Genomic DNA, 19,092 nt, shown 5'->3' with positions numbered 1-19,092 from the left:
TTATGTGTAATGTTTTTATTCAATGAATAAAAATACTGTTTTTTAATTTTAATTTAACAATGTAATCGATTACACAAATCTATTAAAAAAATATTATGAAACGACAATTTTGATAAGTTTATCACAGATTTTTTGAGAATTTAACTTTTTTCGAATGCGAAACGAAAGAATATTTAAAAGTCAATTTTCCATATTTACTCTATAAAACTTAATGTTCATCAAGATTACAGGAGGGTACAGGATGCATAGTTGTTTACGTTCGATTAAATTGTGCCGTATATTTAATTTAATTGTTAAAAATAATCAGAATGTAAAATATTTAGTATTTTAAATTTAGTTTCTGATAAGTTTAATGATGAAAAAAAGAAAATAATGCGTTTAATTCCTTTCAACAAATTACTAGTCATTTTTTTAATGGTATTCACTCTGTTTTCGGCAAATGCAGCTGAAATTTGGGTTTCACCATCAGGAAAAGATTCGAACCTCGGAACAAAATCAAATCCGCTGGCAACGGTTCAAATGGCAATGCGAAAAGCCAGAGAACTTCGTCGTTTAAAAGATCCATCAATAAAAGACGGAATCCGAATCATTGTAATGAACGGAACATATTATTTAAAGGAACCTTTATTTGTACGTCCAGAAGATTCTGGAACTGCAGAAAGCCCAACAACAATTGAAGCCGATGTAAATGCAAAACCAATTATAAGCGGCGGAATTGAAATAAAAAACTGGAAAAAAGTCGGCATTTTAAATGGTAAAAAAGGAACATTTTGGGTTGCCGATGCGCCTCAAAAAGCAGGTTCAATCATCAATTACAGACAATTATGGGTAAACGGAAAAAAAGCCGTTAGAGCCAAAAATACCACAGGAAATGCAATGGACAGAATTTTGTCTTGGGATCATGAATCGCAAACCTGCTGGATTCCGTTTAAAGATAAGTCGGTTAAGTTTGAGCCGGGAATGGAAATGTTTATCGTACAATGGTGGTCGATTGCGAATCTTCGAATTAAAAATATTGAAGTGCAAAAAGACAGTGCTAAACTTTCATTTGAAGAACCAGAAAGCCGTATTCAAAGCGAACATCCGTGGCCTGCACCTTGGATTTCTAAAAACAACGGAAATTCAGCTTATTTCTTAAACAATGTTTTTTCGCTTTTAAACGAGCCTGGAGAATGGTATTTGGATAAGAAAAATGCAAAAATCTATTATATTCCACGAGCTGGAGAAGAAATTAATTCGGCAATTGTAACTGCGCCTGTTTTAGAAAATTTGGTTGAAGTAAAAGGAACGATCGATTCGCCTGTGAGCCATTTTCAATTTAAAGGAATTTCATTTCAGTACAGCAATTGGCTTCGTCCTTCACAGCAAGGCCATGTGCCGTTGCAGTCAGGTTTGTATTTGTTAGACGCTTATAAATTGAAAGTTCCAGGAACGCCAAATCAGACGAATTTAGAAAATCAGGCTTGGGTGGGAAGACCTCGCTCTGCGGTTGAAGTAAATTATGCGAATAATATTCAGTTTGAATCTTGCCGTTTTGAACATCTGTCTTCGACTGGTTTAGATTTAAATAAAGGAACAAATCACAATACTGTAAAAGGAAATTTATTTAAAGATATTGGCGGAAGTGCCATCAATGTTGGGATTTTTTCTGAAGAAGCTTTTGAAGCGCATTTGCCTTTGATTATAAAAGATGAAAGAGAAATGTGTTCGGATGAAGTGATTTCGGATAATTTAATTACGAATGTAACCCATGAAGATTGGGGAACTTTAGGAATCAGCGCTGGTTTTGTTCGAAATATTACGATTGAACACAACGAAATTTCAGATGTATCCTATTCCGGAATGGCAATGGGCTGGGGTTGGACGCATACGCCAAACGTGATGCAGAACAATAAAATTCTGGCGAATAAGATTCACCATTATGCCAAACATTTACATGATGTTGCCGGAATTTATACGCTTTCGGCTCAGCCAAACAGCCGAATCGAAGAAAACTATATAGATAAGGTTTACAACAGTCCGTATGCGCACGATCCGTTTTTATGGCTGTATTTGTATACCGATGAAGGAAGCGAAGGTTTTACGATTAAAAACAACTGGATTGCCGAAAAGAAAATCCTTAAAAACCATAACGGTCCAAAAGGAAATATTTGGGAGCATAACGATCCGTATGTAAGTTCTAAAATTAAAGATGCAGCCGGAATTAGAGCACCTTACAAAGATTTAGAAAAAGAAGTCGTAATCGATGAAAAATGGGGATTGCAGGAAATGCCAAAACCGTATGCAATCGAATTGATAGGTTCTGATTTTGACATTGAAAAAATCAAATCGACTTTAACAGGATTTAGAATTGTAGGTCAGGAATTGTACCAATGGAAGAATCATTTAGTGATTTACGGAAAAATGAATCAGCCGGAAAGAACGAAACGAAAACTGGCGGGCGCTTTTCCTTCTTTAGAAATTAAAATCTATGAAGATTTGGTTTACGATTTCCAAAATTTCGAAAGATGTAAAGATTCAAAACCAGCATCTGATTGGGAAAATGTTGTTTTAACAGCCAATCTTCCTGCCGATGAAAAAGGGCAAAAAGAATATGTAGAATATCATAAAACACAATTCGAAAAATGGCCAGAAGTTGCAAAAGGTTTCTGTAATGCCGATTTTCAGCAATTGCAAGTTTTCAAAAAGGATAGACAATTGATCTTGGTAATCAGTATTCCGAAAGGTGAAAATTTGGATAAACTAAATCCAAAAACAACTGAAAATAATCCGCGTGTAGACGATTGGAATGCTTTAATGAAAAAGTACCAAAGCGGAATTGAAGGCACAAAACCAGACGAAACTTGGATTTTCTTAAACAAAGTAGAAGTAGAAGAAAAAAAATAAACGTTACAATAAACCCGACAGGTTTTTAAAACCTGTCGGGTTTAGGTTGAGAAATATTTTGCCACAGATTAAAATGATTAAAATGATTTTTCTAATCTGTGAAAATCCTTTTAATCTGTGGCAAAAAAAAAATCAACAATCTAAAATCAACAATCTAAAATAACCACACCTCATGTTAAAAATAGCCATTCTAGGACTTGGAGAAGGACGAAGCACAATGTCGGCAGCTATAGAAAGTTCAAAACTAGAACTCGTTAAGATATGCGACCGAAACGAAGAATTGTGTAAACAGCGAGCAAAAGAGTTCGATTTTCATTCGTATACAACCAATTACGACGATTTATTAAACGATTCATCAATTGATATTATCGCGATTTATACGCCAGATCATATGCATGCGCAACATGTAAAACAAGCTTTGTTGAGTGGAAAACATGTCGTTTGTACAAAACCATTTATTGATGATCTTTCTGATGCTAAGGAGTTGTTAGAATTAAGCAAATCAACAGGAAAGAAAGTTTTTATCGGGCAAAGTTCCCGTTTCTTCGAACCAGCCAAAAGACAAAGAGCCGATTATGAAGCGGGTTTAATTGGAGATTTAATTACCATTGAGGCGCAATATCATGCGGATCACAGATGGTTTTTAAAGAAAGAATGGTCGTTATTGCAATCGTTTAAATGGCTGTACGGAGGTTTGAGTCATCCTGTAGATTTTATTAGATGGTATTTGCCAAATATTCAGGAAGTAATGGGTTACGGAATGATCAGTAGTAACGGACAAAATGCGGGATTGAAGAATGAAGATACGATGCATTTTATCTTTAAAGCAACTGATGGAAGAATTGCACGTGTAAGCGGTGTATACACTTCTCCGACTCAGCCCGCACAACGTGACAGCGGAATGAGCACAATTTTAAGAGCGACAGAAGGAGCAAGCCAGGCCGATTATCACGAATTGCGTTATGCCGTTACAGACAAAACTGGCGAAGAAAAAGTAATTACTTGGGGCGACAGTACGATAAAATATTATTTCCGTTTTGAAGGACAAAGTCACCACGGCGGGGAATATCAGAATTATTTAGAATATTTTACAGATAGTATCGAGCAAGGTTTTGAAGCGTATCCAAACATGGAAGAAGGGATTGGAACCGTGGCTTTATTACAAGCAATGGATAAATCTTTGCAAACTGGAATGCCGGTTAAAATTGCCGATATTCTTAACGAATACGGACTATGAACAGTATCTACGACAAATTAACCACGCTCGATTTTGTAATTGTTGCAGGCTATTTGGTGGCTTTATTGGTCATTGGATATGTGGTAAGTATGAAACAGAGAAAGAAAAACGAAACACTTTTTCTGGCCGGAAACTCCTTAAACTGGTATAGCATTGGGTTTAATATGTGGGGAACCAATGTTGGGCCTTCGTCATTACTGGCTTTCGCGAGTATAGGTTACGCTACGGGAATTGTAGCCGGAAATTTCGAATGGTACGCTTTTGTGTTTTTACTGCTTTTAGCAATGGTTTTTGCACCAAGATATATTGCCAGCAAAGTAAGCACGATGCCCGAATATATGGGAAAACGTTACGGCGACAGTACGCAGAATATTTTGGCTTGGTACGCTTTGGTAAAAATATTAGTAAGCTGGTTGTCTTTAGGATTATTCAGCGGAGGCGTTTTAGTACGCCAGATTCTGGGAATTCCGATGTGGCAGAGTGTTACGGTTTTAGTGATTTTCTCCGGAATTTTCACATTTGCGGGAGGATTAAAAGCAATTGCAAAAGTGAATGTTTTTCAGATGATTCTGCTGATTGTGGTTTCATTGACGCTTTCCTTTTTAGGTTTACAAAAGTTAGGCGGAATCGATGTTTTAATTGCGAAAACACCTTCAAACTTTTGGAATTTAGTACAGCCTGCAAACGATGCACATTATCCGTGGCCTGCTATTTTGTTAGGTTATCCTGTAGCTGCAGTTGCTTTTTTCTGTACCGATCAATCGATGGTTCAGAGTGTTTTAGGAGCGAAAAACCTAGAGCAAGGACAATTGGGCGTAAATTTTATCGGATGGTTAAAAGTTATGGCTTTGCCGTTGTTTATTCTTCCTGGAATTTTGTGTTATGCGTTATATCCCGAATTAGGAAGCAATTCTGATTTGGCTTATATGACCATGGTTACGAATCTTTTCCCAAGCGGAATGAACGGTTTGGTAATCTGTGTGATGATTGCGGTTTTGGTGGGAACAATTGGTTCTTCTCTAAACGCTTTAAGCACCGTTTTTACGAATGATATTTACGTCAAGAAAATTAACCCGATGGCGACGATTCAGGATCAAATTAAAATTGGCCGATTAACCATTGCTGCAGGATGTGTTTTTGCGATTCTGATTGCCGTTGCGATTGACAATATCAAAGGACAGAATTTATTCAACATATTTCAGGCGGTTTTGGGTTTCCTGGCGCCTTCGTTATCTGTTGTTTTCCTTTTGAGTGTTTTCTGGAAACGAACTACTAAAAAAGCTGTAAATGCAACACTTTCTTGGGGTTCTGCTTTTAGTTTGTTTGTTGGGGTTTTATATTTATGGATTTTTCCTGCCGATAAATATCCAGCTTGGCCTCACTTTTTATTGATTTCGTTTTACATTTTTGCTGTGCTTTTAATTGCTGCAATACTAATTTCGTTAACCGATAAAAATCCTGTGATTAATGTTTCAGATGAAACTGATATTCCTAAAACTAGTAAGAAGGTGAAGTTTTTGTTTGGGTTGTTGGGGTTGGTGATTTTGGTTTTGTATTTGGTTTTTAATGGGAATTAGGTATAAAAATAAAGATGTTATAATTTTCTAATTAATTGCATAAGTTAATGTACATTAAAAATCGGAAATAGATAATATTTCCAAAATTAGATTATATTCATTAAATTAGCTGAATGAATAAAAGCGAGGAAATAGGTTTAGATTTTACAATCGATAAATTAACAAACTCGATAGAAAATGTAATTACTGGAGATAGTTTTCAAACAGAAATTTCAATTCTTCAAAGTTCTGATCTAAAATCTGTAACAAAGAAAAATGGCTGGCTTTTTAATTGGAGTGAAGAATTTAAAAATCCGATTAGAGATGTTTATAAACTTACAATTTCCGGGAATTCAAAAATTATTCAAGGTCTTGTTAGTTTAGAAGTTAAAGCTGATCATGTTTATATGCATTTATTGGAAAATGCACCATTTAATAAAGGAGAAAGAAAAGTTTATGTTGGAGTTGCAGGTAATTTAGTTGCTTATGCTTGTAAATTATCTTTTCAACGTGGACACGACGGAAATGTTTCATTTCTTTCAAAATCACAATTAGTTGAGCATTATGAAAAAACGCTTGGAGCATTTCATTTTGGAGGTAGAATTATGATAATTGAAACAAAATCGGCATTGAAATTGATTAATAAGTATTTTCAAAATAAGTAATTATGAAAACTAAAAAATTAGATTTAGAAATTGACACAATAGGTGGGTTAAGCTCTCTGACATTGGCGGAGGAGAAAGCTTTAAGTGATTTTTTTCAAAAGAAAAAAGAAATAAAAAAGAAAACGGAAAAGAAAAAGCTAAATGCTTAAAAAAATATAAAAATATAAAAAAACGCTTTCTCAATAAGAAAGCGTTTTTTTATGATTTGATCTCAGTAGAAACCAACAACTCCCGAATATCAACCTTTAAATATTTAGCAACCTCATAAAGCGTTTCAATAGAAGGTTGAGCTTCATTTGTACACCAACGCGAAACAGTAGATACAGTTTTGCCTAAATGATTGGCTAATTCCTTACTGGTTCGATTGTTTTCAACCAAAACAACTTTTATTCTATTTAATTTAAGTTTCGACACAATGTTGATTTATTGACATTTCATGCAAATATCTTATAATTTAAATATAATAAAAAGAATACTTCAAATACTTAAAATTGCCCTAAAACAATAATTTATTGTCTTTAAAATATTATTTGTAGTATAATTTTTACTATTTTTGTTTCGATGAAATAAAAATAAAATGAAACAATCAGTGAAAAGACGACTAAAAATTCAGCCAAAACATATGGCAAGATCATATCATCGATACGTTATATTTCCAGAAATACGTCTTTGCGGAAAATGGCTTCAGAAAATCGGTTTTAATTACGGGAATTTCGTAACGATTGAACATCAGCAAAATAAAATCATTATTACAACCAACAATGAATTTGAAACGAAATAAAAATCATCTATTTAAACATAACCCGTGGTTTCAACCATGGGTGTACAATATATAACATTACGTTTATCAAAATACGTTTCCCGTGGTTGAAACCACGGGCTATGTTTTAAAAGATTATAAATAATAAGGCGAAGCTATTTTATAAGTTGCCTCCAGTTTTAACTGGAGGTATATGTAAAAAGAATAGAAAAAGGCTTTAGCCAAATTGTAAATATTTTGGCTAAAGCCTTTTGAGCTTTATATTTTTTCTCATCCCGATTTATCGGGACGCAATTAAAACTTAATTTTTAAAAAACTTTGCGTCTTAGCGACTTTGTGGCATAAAAAAATTACTCAACCTTCTTTTTCTTCTCCAAATTAGGCAAGAACCCAGTAATAACTCCAATCAAAGGCAGAAACGCACAAATCTTAAATACATATTCAATACTAGTAGCATCGGCAATTTTACCTAAAATAGCAGAACCTAAACCACCCATTCCGAAAGCAAATCCGAAGAAAAGACCCGCAACAAGTCCGACTTTTCCAGGCATTAATTCAGTTGCATAAACCAGAATCGCTGAGAAAGCCGAAGAAAGAATCAATCCGATAATTACAGATAAAGTTCCAACCCAGAATAAAGAAACGTACGGTAACATTAAAGTAAACGGAGCGACTCCTAAAATAGAAACCCAGATTACATATTTTCTGCCATAACGATCTCCAATTGGCCCTCCAATCAAAGTTCCTGCAGCAACAGCACCCGAAAACAAGAATAAATATACTTGCGATTGCTGAATTGAAATGTGAAATTTATCTATAAGGAAGAAAGTATAATAACTCGTAATACTGCTCATGTAGAAATACTTAGAAAAAATCAAAACCAGTAGAATAACCAACGAAGCGATTACTCGGTTTTTAGACAAATGATGCGTTTCAATTTGGTGAGAAGCTTTATTCGCATTTCTTTCAGATAAATGTGCCGTATACCAAATCGCAATTTTATACAAAGCAAAAACACCAACTAACGCGATAATACAAAACCAAGCGATATAAGATTGTCCGTGCGGAATAACGATAAAAGCTGCTAATAAAGGCCCGATAGCACTTCCAGCGTTTCCTCCCAATTGAAAAATAGACTGTGCCAAACCTCTTTTTCCGCCCGAAGCCAAATGCGCCACACGTGAAGATTCAGGATGAAAAATAGAAGATCCAATTCCGATTAAACTTACTGATAATAATAAGTAAATAAAGCTTGAAGATATCGAAACCAGAAAAAGTCCAACCATTGTAAAACACATTCCAACAATTAGCGAATAAGGTTTAGAGTTTTTATCTGTATACATTCCCACAAACGGCTGTAAAATAGACGCTACCATTTGATAGGTTAAAGTAATAATACCAATTTGAGTAAAACTTAGATTAAAATTTTCTTTAATTAATGGATAAACCGAAGGTATAACAGCCTGTAAAAGATCATTAATTAAATGAGAAAAACTGATAATGAATAAGATCGAATAGGTGGTTTTTTTAACTATGTCAGGATTTGCTTTAATAGTGTCCATGAGATATTTTTTGATTTTTAAATTAGGTTTAAAAACAACAGCTGTATTATTTTTTGCAAAGATTAAAAGAATACTAATGTCAGAATTGCTATATTTGGACAATGAATAGTCAATATCGGACATATAGAATGGCCACGGATTTTGGATACCAAGTAGATTCATCAATCCCAGTTATTGGCTATACCGAAATGGTAACCAATGAAATGTGTATTTCACACTCACATCCAAGAGGTCAGTTAATCTACGCTACACGTGGCGTGATGAATGTTGTAGTGGGCAATCATATTTGGGTCGTGAATCCGTTGCAGGGCTTGTGGCTTCCTGGCGGAGTAGAACATCAGGTTACTTTTCAGAAAGACGTTAATTACTACAGCGTTTTTATCGATCCATCTGCAATGGAAGGATTGCCAGCAAATAGTTTTTCTTTTGATATTCCGATGTTTTTAAAACAGCTGGTTTTCAAAATTATTTCTTTTGGAGTAGAAGGAAATTTAACACCTCCACAACACAGAATAATTTCTGTTTTCTTGGACGAATTGGCTTTAATTGAGCCAAGTGCCACTTTTCTGCCAACAACCAATCATGAAAGACTTCAAAAAGTTGTTGAACTGTTGATGAATGATGTTGCCAGCAAAAACACAATCGATTATTACGCCGAACTTTCTTTTATGAGCACCAGAACTTTATCTCGTTTATTTATTAAAGAATTGGGAATGAATTTCAGTGACTGGCGTACTCGACTAAAATTGTTAGAAGCGATAAAACGTTTGGGTGAAAAACAATCCATTAAAGAAATTGCCTTCAATTTAGGGTACGAAACTACAAGTGCCTTTATTTATATGTTTAAGAAACATTTGGGTAAAACGCCTTCTAACTATATTTTAGAAGATGAAAATGATAAATTATCGGCTTAAATTATAAACGTAATTTAGAACGCAGATAAAACGGATTTACTTCGTAAAGACGCGGACTGACGCGGATTTTTTTAAACACATAGAAACATAGATTTTTACTCACTTTGTGAAATTAAGTATAACAAAAAATGACTAGTCATTAACACATAGCTATGTGTATATATGCAAGTGAAACGCCTTTTATAGACAAAGTAATGCTATGTTTCTATGTGTTAAAAATAAAATCCGCGTCTTCGCTATAGCGAATCCGTTTCATCAGCGTACCATAAAATTTCAACATCATTTTTTTTAATACTAAAAAAGTGATAACTCATAATTTTTCCCTTAAAAAATTATCAAAAAGTACTGTTTTTTATGAAATAGCAGGATAGTGCAGGTTGTGAAATGTAAAGATAACACTTATCTTTAGTCCCAAAATACACTAACTATGTTAAACCGCTTTTCCATTTTTAAGACTTTACTTCTTTTTGTTGCCCTTTTTTCTTGTTCATTAGTATTAGCACAAGAAAAACCAAAAGAAGCGACATGGATCTGGTATCCAGGAGATTTTGAAGTTTGGTTAAGCAATAAAATGCAGGTAAGACGTACAGAACGCGAGGCAGTATTTCCGCCACTTTGGCAATATTACAGCCCTTATGCTTTGGTTACTTTTCAGACAGAATTAGATATTCCACAACCAGACGAAGTGAAAATCTATTCAGAAGGACCTTTTCAATTGCTTTTAGACGGTGTTCAAATTTACGGACAGCCAAAATCGATTACAGTTCCTGCCGGAAAACATAAAATTTCCTTTAAAGTTTACAATCAAGAAGTATTGCCAGCTATTTATATTTCTGGTAATTATATTAAATCTGATGCCTCTTGGAAAGTAACCAACGAAGATAAACTTTGGATTGATGAAACTGGAAAAGCACAACAATCTGGTACGCCTTGGGTTCCTGTTGGTTCTTGGAATTTTAATTCGCCAGAAAATAAGCCTTCTGATTTTAAACTAACAACCAAACCTTTAAGTGCAAAAAAAACAGAAAAAGTAGGAGCTGGTCAATTAGTAGATTTTGGGAAAGAAACTTTTGGTTACATTAAAATTCACGGTTTAAAAGGAAAAGGAAAACTAGCATTGTATTATGGAGAATCTCGTGAAGAAGCGCTGGATTCTGCTAAATGCGAAACCTTAGATCATTTATCTTTTGATGGAAAACAGCTTGAAACCTACACACACGACGGTTCGAAAGCATTTCGTTATGTTCAAGTTCAAGCAGATGCAGGTGTAAAATACGATTCTATTTCGATGTTGTATGAATATTTGCCATTAGATTATCGTGGCGCATTCAAATCTTCGGATGAACAATTGAATAAAATTTGGGATGTGTCGGCTTACACGATGCATTTAACGTCTCGTGAATTTTTTATAGACGGAATCAAACGTGACCGTTGGGTTTGGTCTGGAGACGCTTATCAAAGTTATTTAATGAATTATTATTTGTTCTTTGATTCGGCTTCGGTAGAAAGAACACTTTTAGCACTTCGTGGAAAAGATCCTGTAACGGCTCACGTCAATATCATCATGGATTATTCGCTGTATTGGTTTGTCGGTGTTTACGATTACTATTTGCATACGGGCGATACGAAATTCATCAAAACTTTTTATCCAAGAATGAAATCTCTTATGGATTTCTGTTTAGAAAGAAGAAACAAAAACGGATTCCTTGAACCATTAGAAGGCGATTGGGTTTTTATTGATTGGGCAGACGGACTTCCAAAAACAGGCGAAGTTAGTTTTGAGCAAATGCTTTTAGCAAGAAGTTTAGAAGCAATGGCGGTAAGTGCCGAAATTGCTGGTAAAACCGAAGACAAAAAGCAATATCAAAAATTAGGTAATGATTTAAAGACAAAATTATTTGATGTCTTTTGGGATAAAAAAGAAAACGTTATGAAACACCAGCGTATCGATGGAAAAATTCAAAATATTGTAACGAGATACGCTAATATGTTCGGTATATTTTTTAATTATTTTACTGAAGAACAAAAACAAAGCGTAAAAAATAAAGTGTTACTTAATAAAGATGTTCTTCAAATCACAACTCCATACATGCGTTTTTACGAATTGGAAGCCTTGTGCGCAATGGGCGAACAAGACTACGTTTTAAAAGAAATGAAAAATTATTGGGGCGGAATGCTGAATGAAGGCGCAACCTCTTTCTGGGAAGAATACAATCCGAACAAAAAAGGAACGGAACATTTAACAATGTACGGACGTCCTTACGGAAAAAGCCTTTGCCATGCTTGGGGCGCAAGTCCGATTTATTTATTAGGAAAATATTATTTAGGCGTAAAACCAACCGCTCCAGGTTATTCAGAATATGAAATCAAACCAAATTTAGGAGGTTTAAAATGGATGGAAGGAAAAGTGCCAACACCAAATGGAGAAGTTTCCGTGTATTGCAGTACCAAAGAAATCAAAGTAAAAGCAGGCGAAGGAGAAGGAAAATTGATTTTTGAAAGTGCCAGTAAACCTAAAACAAATTCTGGAACGATTACAGAATTAGCAAAAAATAAATATCAGTTGATTGTAAAACCGAATGTGGAGTATAAAGTGAGTTATAAGGCTTTGTGAGTTATGAGTTATTAGTAATTAGTAATTAGTATTTAGCCGCTAGTTTATAACGTCTAGTTTGTCATTCCGACGAAAGAGGAATCCCACTCGTAACCACAAAGATTATCACGTACAGTTTGTCATTTCGACGTAAGGAGAAATCTTCGCAAGTAGCTCCGCACCGAATGTCGCCAATCTTTGTAGAGTTTCTCGCGAAGATTTCTCGTTCCTCGAAATGACAAGATCGGAGGAAATGCATAAGAAAGAATAAAAGCCAATAAAAAAATAAAAAAACAATGTTTTCAAAAAATAAAATACACAACTTCAAATTAAAAACCGCTTTCCTAATGCTATTTTTAACATGCATCCAAGCCACAGCACAAACCACAGCATGGAAACCAGCATCGTTTGAAATTGTAAAATCAAATTACAAGACATTCAAAACCACACAGTACGCTCATGTATTTTCAGGAAGCAAACACAATATTGTTCGTTTATCTCCAGAATTACAGGGTTTGACTGGAATTGAACTTCCTTCAGATAAATATAAAAACGGAACTAATTCTTCATTACAATTAAAATTTAAAGAGCCAGTTCAGGTTTTAATTGGTGTTTTTCAAGAGAATAATTCAGAATATCTTCAAGCTGATAAACTTCAAAATGCCAAATTAATCTTAGAAAACGGAATTACCATAACAGGATTGCCGACTGTAAATGTTTATGCGGTTTCATTTTCAAAAGGAACACAAACTATAAATTTTGGAAAAGGATTATTTGCCGTTTTAGGAGTTGTAAAAGCTTCTGAAAAACTAGAATATAGAAATGCCAATTTTCCAGACGGAAAACTTTGGAATCCGACATTCATAGTTGAAGGATTTTCAGATGAAAAACCACTTTTCGAAATTATCGGCGGAGAAAATAAACCCGTTATCGATGAAGGGATGTCGGGAACAGAAGGTATTCAAGGTGGTTTCGAAGGCGGACGAGTAGTGAAAGTCGGCGATACGTATCATATGTTTCCAACCGAAAGAGCTGGAGAAAAAGGAGTTGATTATTACTACGATCGTGTAAAAACCAAAATAGGACATTGGACAAGTAAAGATGCAATCCATTGGAAAAGAGAATCTACAATTTATCAAGCAAGTGGAACTTACGCCGTTACAGAAGATGATAATCCGATGAATGATCGTCGTGCTGCAATTTGGTCGTATATGCCGGTTTTTAATGAAAAAGCAAACAAATGGTATGGCTATTATTTGGCGTATACTGTTAGTAAAGAGATAGAACCCAATCATTCATTCGGGAGAATTTGGCGTTGCGAATCAACAGTTGAAGGAATCAACGGAATTGGCGGACCTTATAAAGATATGGGAATTATTATGGAACCCGGATTAGATTCTCAGCCTTGGGAAGGACGTCAGGGCGTTGCTTCGTTTTTTCCATATCAGGTTGGTGATAAATACTTCGGATTTTACAGCGGTGCTTATCCGTTTAATTCGTGGGCAGATTATCCGAAGAAATCAGCAAAAGGCTGGTTTGTGGCTTTAGCCGAATCCAAAAGTTTAGAAGGCCCTTGGTTGAGAATGAATAAAGGTTTGGAACCTATTAAAACCATGCATCCGCAGTTTGTAGAAAATCCAATCGTAAGTCAATTACCAAACGGTTTGTATATCGCGATTTTCGACGGAGGCCCGGACGGATGGGGGCATCATTTACCAAACATGATTGCGTACTCATTATCAGCAGACGGCGTTAATTGGGCAGAAGCGCATTATTTACCAATAGAGACTAAAGTTGATAAATGGTGGGATATTATGAGAACGCCTTTGTGTTTAATCCCAGAAGGAAATGATGTTTACACAATAGTTTATAATGCCATCGATTTGAAGAGAAGATTTCATCCAACAGGAATGGTAAAAGTAAAATTAAACAAAGATGTAATGGAATCACGTTTAAAGGAATTGAAGAAATAATTGAGAAAATAGAACGCAGATGACGCGGATTTACTTCGTAAAAATGCTGATTTACACAGATTTTTATTTTGTAAGCGCAATAAGCTTTGTCAAAGTTTTGAACTTTGACAAAGTTGCTAAAATAAATTAAAGAAGACCCGTAACAATCCGTGTCTTTAAGAAGTAAATCGGCGTCATCCGCGTACCAAAATATAACCAAAATGAAAATTAAATATTTACTAATCCTAACCATTTCAGCACTTGCGATAACCAGCTGTGCAACTAAATACAAGAAAAGAGAAATCACCGACAGCGTAATGCAGGAGATTTACGAAGAAATCAAAACGCCTTATAAATACGGTTTGGTGATGATTCCTACCGACAACTCATACAAAATGGATTGTCCGAGTGTATTTAGAAAAGACGGAAAATGGTATATGACGTATTTAATTTACGATGGAAGGGGGTATGAAACCTGGCTTGCAGAAAGCGATAATCTTTTAGACTGGAAATATCTAGGTAAAGTAATGTCATTTTCAGAAAATGAAAAACACTGGGACGTTAACCAAAAAGCAGGATATATTTCACTGCAAGATCCAACTTGGGGTGGAAGCTACGAATGGGAAAAGTACGATGACAAATATTGGATGAGTTATTTTGGTGGAGACAGCAAAGGTTACGAAGCAGGTGTTTTATCAATCGGAATGGCATATACCAAAGAAGCGCCGACAAAACCACACGAATTTCAAAGATTAGAAAATCCGGTTTTAACACCAAAAGACAAAGATGCCAAATGGTGGGATAATAGCACCATGTACAAAAACAGTGTGATTCGAGATAAAGATAAATTGACGGGACACAATTTTATCATGTATTATAATGCCCGTGGCGACAGTATAAATCCTGCTAAAGGAGCAGAACGTATTGCTATGGCTGTGTCAAACGATATGAGAACCTGGAAACGTTATGGTGATAAACCATTAATCAATCATCATAAAGGAATTTCGGGAGATGCTTATATTCAGCGAATTAATGATACTTGGGTGATGTTCTATTTTGGAGCTTTTTGGACGGGTTGGAATCAAGGTGCATTCAACCGTTTTGCCGTTTCGAATGATTTAGTAAACTGGACGGACTGGAAGGGTGAGGATTTGGTTAAATCATCTGAACCTTATGATGATATGTTTGCGCATAAATCATTTGTCGTAAAACATGATGGCGTTGTCTATCATTTTTACTGCGCCGTTAACAAGGCAGAACAAAGAGGAATTGCAATCGCAACTTCTAAAGATTTAGGAAAAAGCAAATTGAATTTTGTGGCTCCGCCTGAGAAAGTTAAGAAATAAAACTAAGCGTAATAGATATAGTCCCTACGGGACATTTTTACTGGTGTGGCTTTTGGTTACCGATATTTAATCTCTATGAGATATTCCAATAGAGTTTAATATTATAATGCGGATTTATATCGTCTGGAAGTCAACAATATTAATCTCTACGAGATACTCCGATAGGAGTTAAATATTGGTAGAAAAATGATTACCGAAAAACAAATTTTGTCCCGTAGGGACTACACAATTAGAAAATATAATGAACAATAATATAAAACCAATGTTTACATCAAAATCAAAATACAATAATCCATTTTTCAGATTACGATTTTTGGCGTATGCATTTTACATTTTACTATTCACAACTTACACTCATGCCCAATCCGTAACAGGAGAACCAGCGGGAATTCCAGAACTTCACAAAAAATACCAATTTGCACCTTGGGAAGATCCAACGGTTACAAGCATCAACAGACAACCTTCGAGAGCAACTGCTTATTCGTATACTTCTGTAGAAGATGCATTAAAAGGAGACAGAACCAAAAGCCGAATCCAGATGTTAAACGGCGATTGGGATTTTAAATATGCCGTAAATCAGAAAGAATCTTCAAAGGATTTTTACCAAAACAAAGTATCTGGCTGGGATAAAATTGAAGTGCCTTCAAACTGGGAAATGAAAGGGTACGATAATCCAATTTACAAAAGTGCCGTTTATCCTTTTAGACCGATAAATCCACCATATATTCCTAAAGATTATAACGGAATTGGTTCGTATCAGCGCAGTTTTACCGTTCCGGAAAACTGGAAAGATATGACCATTACGCTACATTTTGGAGCCGTAAGTTCAGGTTTTGAAGTTTGGCTAAATGGAGAATTTTTAGGTTATGGAGAAGATAGTTTTTTACCATCAGAATTTGATATTACGCCTTATTTAAAAGCAGGAGAAAATGTAGTTTCTGTTCGTGTAATCCGTTGGACCGATGGTTCTTATTTAGAAGATCAGGATCACTGGCGCATGAGTGGCATCCAGCGTGAAGTTTTCATTATGGCTGAGCCAAAATTACGTATTCAGGATTTCTTTGTTCAAACGAAATTAGACAAACAATACACAGATGCGATTTTTAAATTGCGTCCGAAAGTAGAAAATCTTACAGGAGAAAAAATCAAAGATTATACGATGAACGTTCAGTTGTACGATGCTAATAATGTAGCAATTTTCAAAGAACCGCTTCAAAGACCTGTGATTGATTTAATCAACGAAAGTTATCCTCGTTTGGATAATGTTCGTTTTGGATTCTTTCAGGAAAACATTAAAAATCCAAAGAAATGGAGTTCAGAAGAACCGAATTTATACACAATGGTCATTTCCATAAAAGATAAAAACGGAAATGTTACCGAAGCCAAAAGTTGTAAAGTTGGTTTCCGTTCAATTGAATTTTCGAAAGAGAACGGAAAAATGCTCATCAACGGAAAAGAAACCTACGTGTATGGCGTAAACCGTCACGATCATCATCCGACAAGAGGAAAAGCTTTGACAAGACAAGACATCAAACAAGATATTACAACCATTAAAAAGTTCAATTTCAATTTTATACGTACAAGTCATTATCCAAATGATCCTTATTTCTACGAATTATGCGATCAATACGGAATTATGGTAATGGACGAAGCGAATCAGGAAACACATGGAATTGGCGGTAAATTAAGCAACGATCCGCTTTGGACAAATGCTTATATGGAACGAATGATTCGAATGGTTGAAAGAGATAAAAACCATCCATCGGTCGTAATGTGGAGTTTGGGTAACGAAGGCGGAAAAGGACCAAATCATGCTGCAATGTCGGGCTGGGTTCACGATTTCGACATTACGCGTCCCGTACATTACGAACCAGCACAGGGAAATGCAAAATTAGACGGTTATATCGATCCGCTTGATCCTAGATATCCAAAAACAATCGATCATGCATATCGATTCGAAAATCCGCAAGATGATTCGTATGTTGATATGGTCAGCCGTTTTTATCCGGGCGTTTTTACTCCGAAATTTTTGGTTGATCAAAAGAAAGATACTCGACCAATTATTTTCGTTGAATATTCTCATGCGATGGGAAATTCGGTTGGAAATTTAAAAGAATTATGGGATGAATTTCGTTCGCTTCCAAGAGTTATTGGAGGCTGTATTTGGGAATTTAAAGATCAGGGATTAGTAAAATTTGATTCCAGATCTGGTCAGGAATATTTTGCTCACGGAGGAGATTTTGGCGAAAAATACCACGACGGAAACTTCAATACGAAAGGAATTGTAGATTCTAACGGAAAACCAAAAGGTTCGATTTTTGAAAACAAATGGGTGTATCAGCCAGCGATTTCAACTTTAAACGGAAATCAATTAGAAATTAAAAATCGTCAGGCGGTTAAATCGTTAGAAGGTTATATTCCGGTTTTAAAAGTGTTGGAAAACGGAAACGTTATAAAAACTCAGATTTTAAAACCATTTAAAGTTGAAGCAGGACAATCCACAACTTTAGATATCAGTTCTTATCTTCCAAAAATGAAGGCTGATGCCGAATATATTTTAAATATAGAATTTCAGCTTTCAAAAGATGAACTTTGGGCTTCTAAAGGTTACGCTGTTGCTGAAGATCAGTTTTTGCTGAAAAAGAAAGAAGCTGTTTTACCAGAATTTAAAAAAGAAATTGTAAACGTTTCTGAGTCAGATTCCGATTTTAAAATCAAAGGAAAAACTTTTGATATTACAATTGGAAAAGCAAACGGAGCTTTGAGTTCCTATGTTTTTAATGGTGAAGAACAAGTTTTTGCTCCGTTGCTTCCTAACTTTGTTAGACCGCTCACAGATAACGACAAACGTGGATGGAAATCGCAAAAGTTGTTGAAACAATGGTACAAAGCAAAACCAAAATTGGTTAACATTTCAATTGATAAATCAGCTTCTGAAATTAAAATTACAAGCGATTATGAAGTTATAAAAGACAGTGCAAGGGTAAAAGTGATCTACAATATTTTACCAAACGGATTAATAAAAGTAGATTACAGTTTAAAAGCTTCTAGCAAACTACCAAACATTCCAAAAATCGGAATGCAGATGGGAGTTCAGAGAAAATTCGATCAGATTTCATGGTACGGAAAAGGAGAATTAGAAAATTACAACGACAGAAGTTTTGGTTCGTTTGTTGGAAAATATTCGCTTCCAATTAATGATTTTATCGAACATTATCCAAAACCACAGGAAAACGGAAACAGATGTGATGTGAGATGGATGTCGTTGAGCACTCCGCAGAAAAACAAAGGATTTTTGGTTGTAAACGATTCAAAACTTTTAAGTATGAGCGCGTGGCCATATACACAAGAAAGCCTAAGTTCTGCAGGTCATACCTATGATTTGAAAGATCCGGGATTTTTAACGGTAAATATCGATTTAATTCAAATGGGAGTGGGAGGAAATGATAGCTGGACATTGGTTGCACAACCTTTAGAACAGTATCAAATTAAGTCTGGAGATTATGAATATAGTTTTTATTTGACGCCTTTCAACAGTTCAAAAAATGAATTAGAAAGTAGTTTGAAGAAATTTAAGTATTAATGGTCATTGCGAGGAACGAAGCAATCACACTTAGTTGC

13 protein-coding genes are annotated in these 19,092 nt (G+C 35.1%); 11 read left to right on the top strand and 2 right to left on the bottom strand.

Translation table 11 applies throughout. The features are described 5' to 3' along the window. Window positions 1-372 precede the first annotated feature (372 nt). The 5 genes from B3C18_RS15345 to B3C18_RS15325 all read left to right on the top strand — a co-directional run bounded on the left by B3C18_RS15345 (window position 373) and on the right by B3C18_RS15325 (window position 6,493). Complete coding sequence (locus tag B3C18_RS15345; protein ID WP_291148352.1) at window positions 373-2,886, top strand: right-handed parallel beta-helix repeat-containing protein; 2,514 nt, start codon at window positions 373-375, stop codon at window positions 2,884-2,886. Window positions 2,887-3,058: 172 nt separating this feature from the next. Continuing rightward, complete coding sequence (locus B3C18_RS15340; protein WP_291148350.1) at window positions 3,059-4,123, top strand: Gfo/Idh/MocA family protein; 1,065 nt, start codon at window positions 3,059-3,061, stop codon at window positions 4,121-4,123. Next, window positions 4,120-5,700, top strand: coding sequence for a sodium:solute symporter (locus tag B3C18_RS15335; RefSeq protein ID WP_291148348.1), 1,581 nt, complete (start codon window positions 4,120-4,122; stop codon window positions 5,698-5,700). The genes B3C18_RS15340 and B3C18_RS15335 overlap by 4 nt, the downstream gene beginning before the upstream one ends. A gap of 113 nt (window positions 5,701-5,813) precedes the next feature. Then, window positions 5,814-6,344 carry a hypothetical protein gene (locus B3C18_RS15330; protein ID WP_291148346.1) on the top strand — a complete coding sequence of 177 codons (531 nt, stop codon included), beginning with the start codon at window positions 5,814-5,816 and terminating at the stop codon, window positions 6,342-6,344. 2 nt (window positions 6,345-6,346) lie between these two features. Further along, window positions 6,347-6,493 carry a hypothetical protein gene (locus tag B3C18_RS15325; RefSeq protein WP_291148344.1) on the top strand — a complete coding sequence of 49 codons (147 nt, stop codon included), beginning with the start codon at window positions 6,347-6,349 and terminating at the stop codon, window positions 6,491-6,493. Between the two features lie 49 nt (window positions 6,494-6,542). Here the strand turns inward: B3C18_RS15325 and B3C18_RS15320 are convergent, their stop codons facing one another. After that, window positions 6,543-6,758 carry a helix-turn-helix transcriptional regulator gene (locus B3C18_RS15320; protein WP_291148342.1) on the bottom strand — a complete coding sequence of 72 codons (216 nt, stop codon included), beginning with the start codon at window positions 6,756-6,758 and terminating at the stop codon, window positions 6,543-6,545. Between the two features lie 163 nt (window positions 6,759-6,921). On the opposite strand from B3C18_RS15320, the gene B3C18_RS15315 reads away from it, so the two are divergent. Then, window positions 6,922-7,125 carry a SymE family type I addiction module toxin gene (locus B3C18_RS15315; RefSeq protein WP_291148340.1) on the top strand — a complete coding sequence of 68 codons (204 nt, stop codon included), beginning with the start codon at window positions 6,922-6,924 and terminating at the stop codon, window positions 7,123-7,125. Between the two features lie 329 nt (window positions 7,126-7,454). Here the strand turns inward: B3C18_RS15315 and B3C18_RS15310 are convergent, their stop codons facing one another. Beyond that, the gene (locus B3C18_RS15310; protein ID WP_291148338.1) at window positions 7,455-8,666 is read right to left on the bottom strand and encodes an MFS transporter; all 1,212 of its coding nucleotides are present in this window, start codon (window positions 8,664-8,666) and stop codon (window positions 7,455-7,457) included. Between the two features lie 128 nt (window positions 8,667-8,794). On the opposite strand from B3C18_RS15310, the gene B3C18_RS15305 reads away from it, so the two are divergent. The 5 genes from B3C18_RS15305 (at window position 8,795) to B3C18_RS15285 (ending at window position 19,054) form a co-directional block, all read left to right on the top strand. Then, window positions 8,795-9,580 (top strand): AraC family transcriptional regulator, encoded by a 786-nt coding sequence (locus B3C18_RS15305; RefSeq protein ID WP_291148336.1) that lies wholly within the window; start codon window positions 8,795-8,797, stop codon window positions 9,578-9,580. Window positions 9,581-10,007: 427 nt separating this feature from the next. After that, window positions 10,008-12,194 carry an alpha-rhamnosidase gene (locus B3C18_RS15300; RefSeq protein WP_291148334.1) on the top strand — a complete coding sequence of 729 codons (2,187 nt, stop codon included), beginning with the start codon at window positions 10,008-10,010 and terminating at the stop codon, window positions 12,192-12,194. A gap of 326 nt (window positions 12,195-12,520) precedes the next feature. Beyond that, window positions 12,521-14,146, top strand: coding sequence for a hypothetical protein (locus B3C18_RS15295; protein WP_291148332.1), 1,626 nt, complete (start codon window positions 12,521-12,523; stop codon window positions 14,144-14,146). Between the two features lie 200 nt (window positions 14,147-14,346). Beyond that, window positions 14,347-15,471, top strand: a complete 1,125-nt coding sequence (locus B3C18_RS15290) for a glycosylase (RefSeq protein WP_291148331.1) — start codon at window positions 14,347-14,349, stop codon at window positions 15,469-15,471. 241 nt (window positions 15,472-15,712) lie between these two features. Then, on the top strand, window positions 15,713-19,054 hold the full coding sequence (locus B3C18_RS15285) for a glycoside hydrolase family 2 TIM barrel-domain containing protein (RefSeq protein ID WP_291148329.1): 3,342 nt from the start codon (window positions 15,713-15,715) through the stop codon (window positions 19,052-19,054). The last annotated feature ends 38 nt before the right edge of the window (window positions 19,055-19,092 follow it).

It is taken from the genome of Flavobacterium sp. UBA7680, from assembly GCF_002482975.1.
Taxonomy (GTDB): domain Bacteria; phylum Bacteroidota; class Bacteroidia; order Flavobacteriales; family Flavobacteriaceae; genus Flavobacterium.
This window is presented reverse-complemented; position numbering and strand designations above follow the sequence as displayed.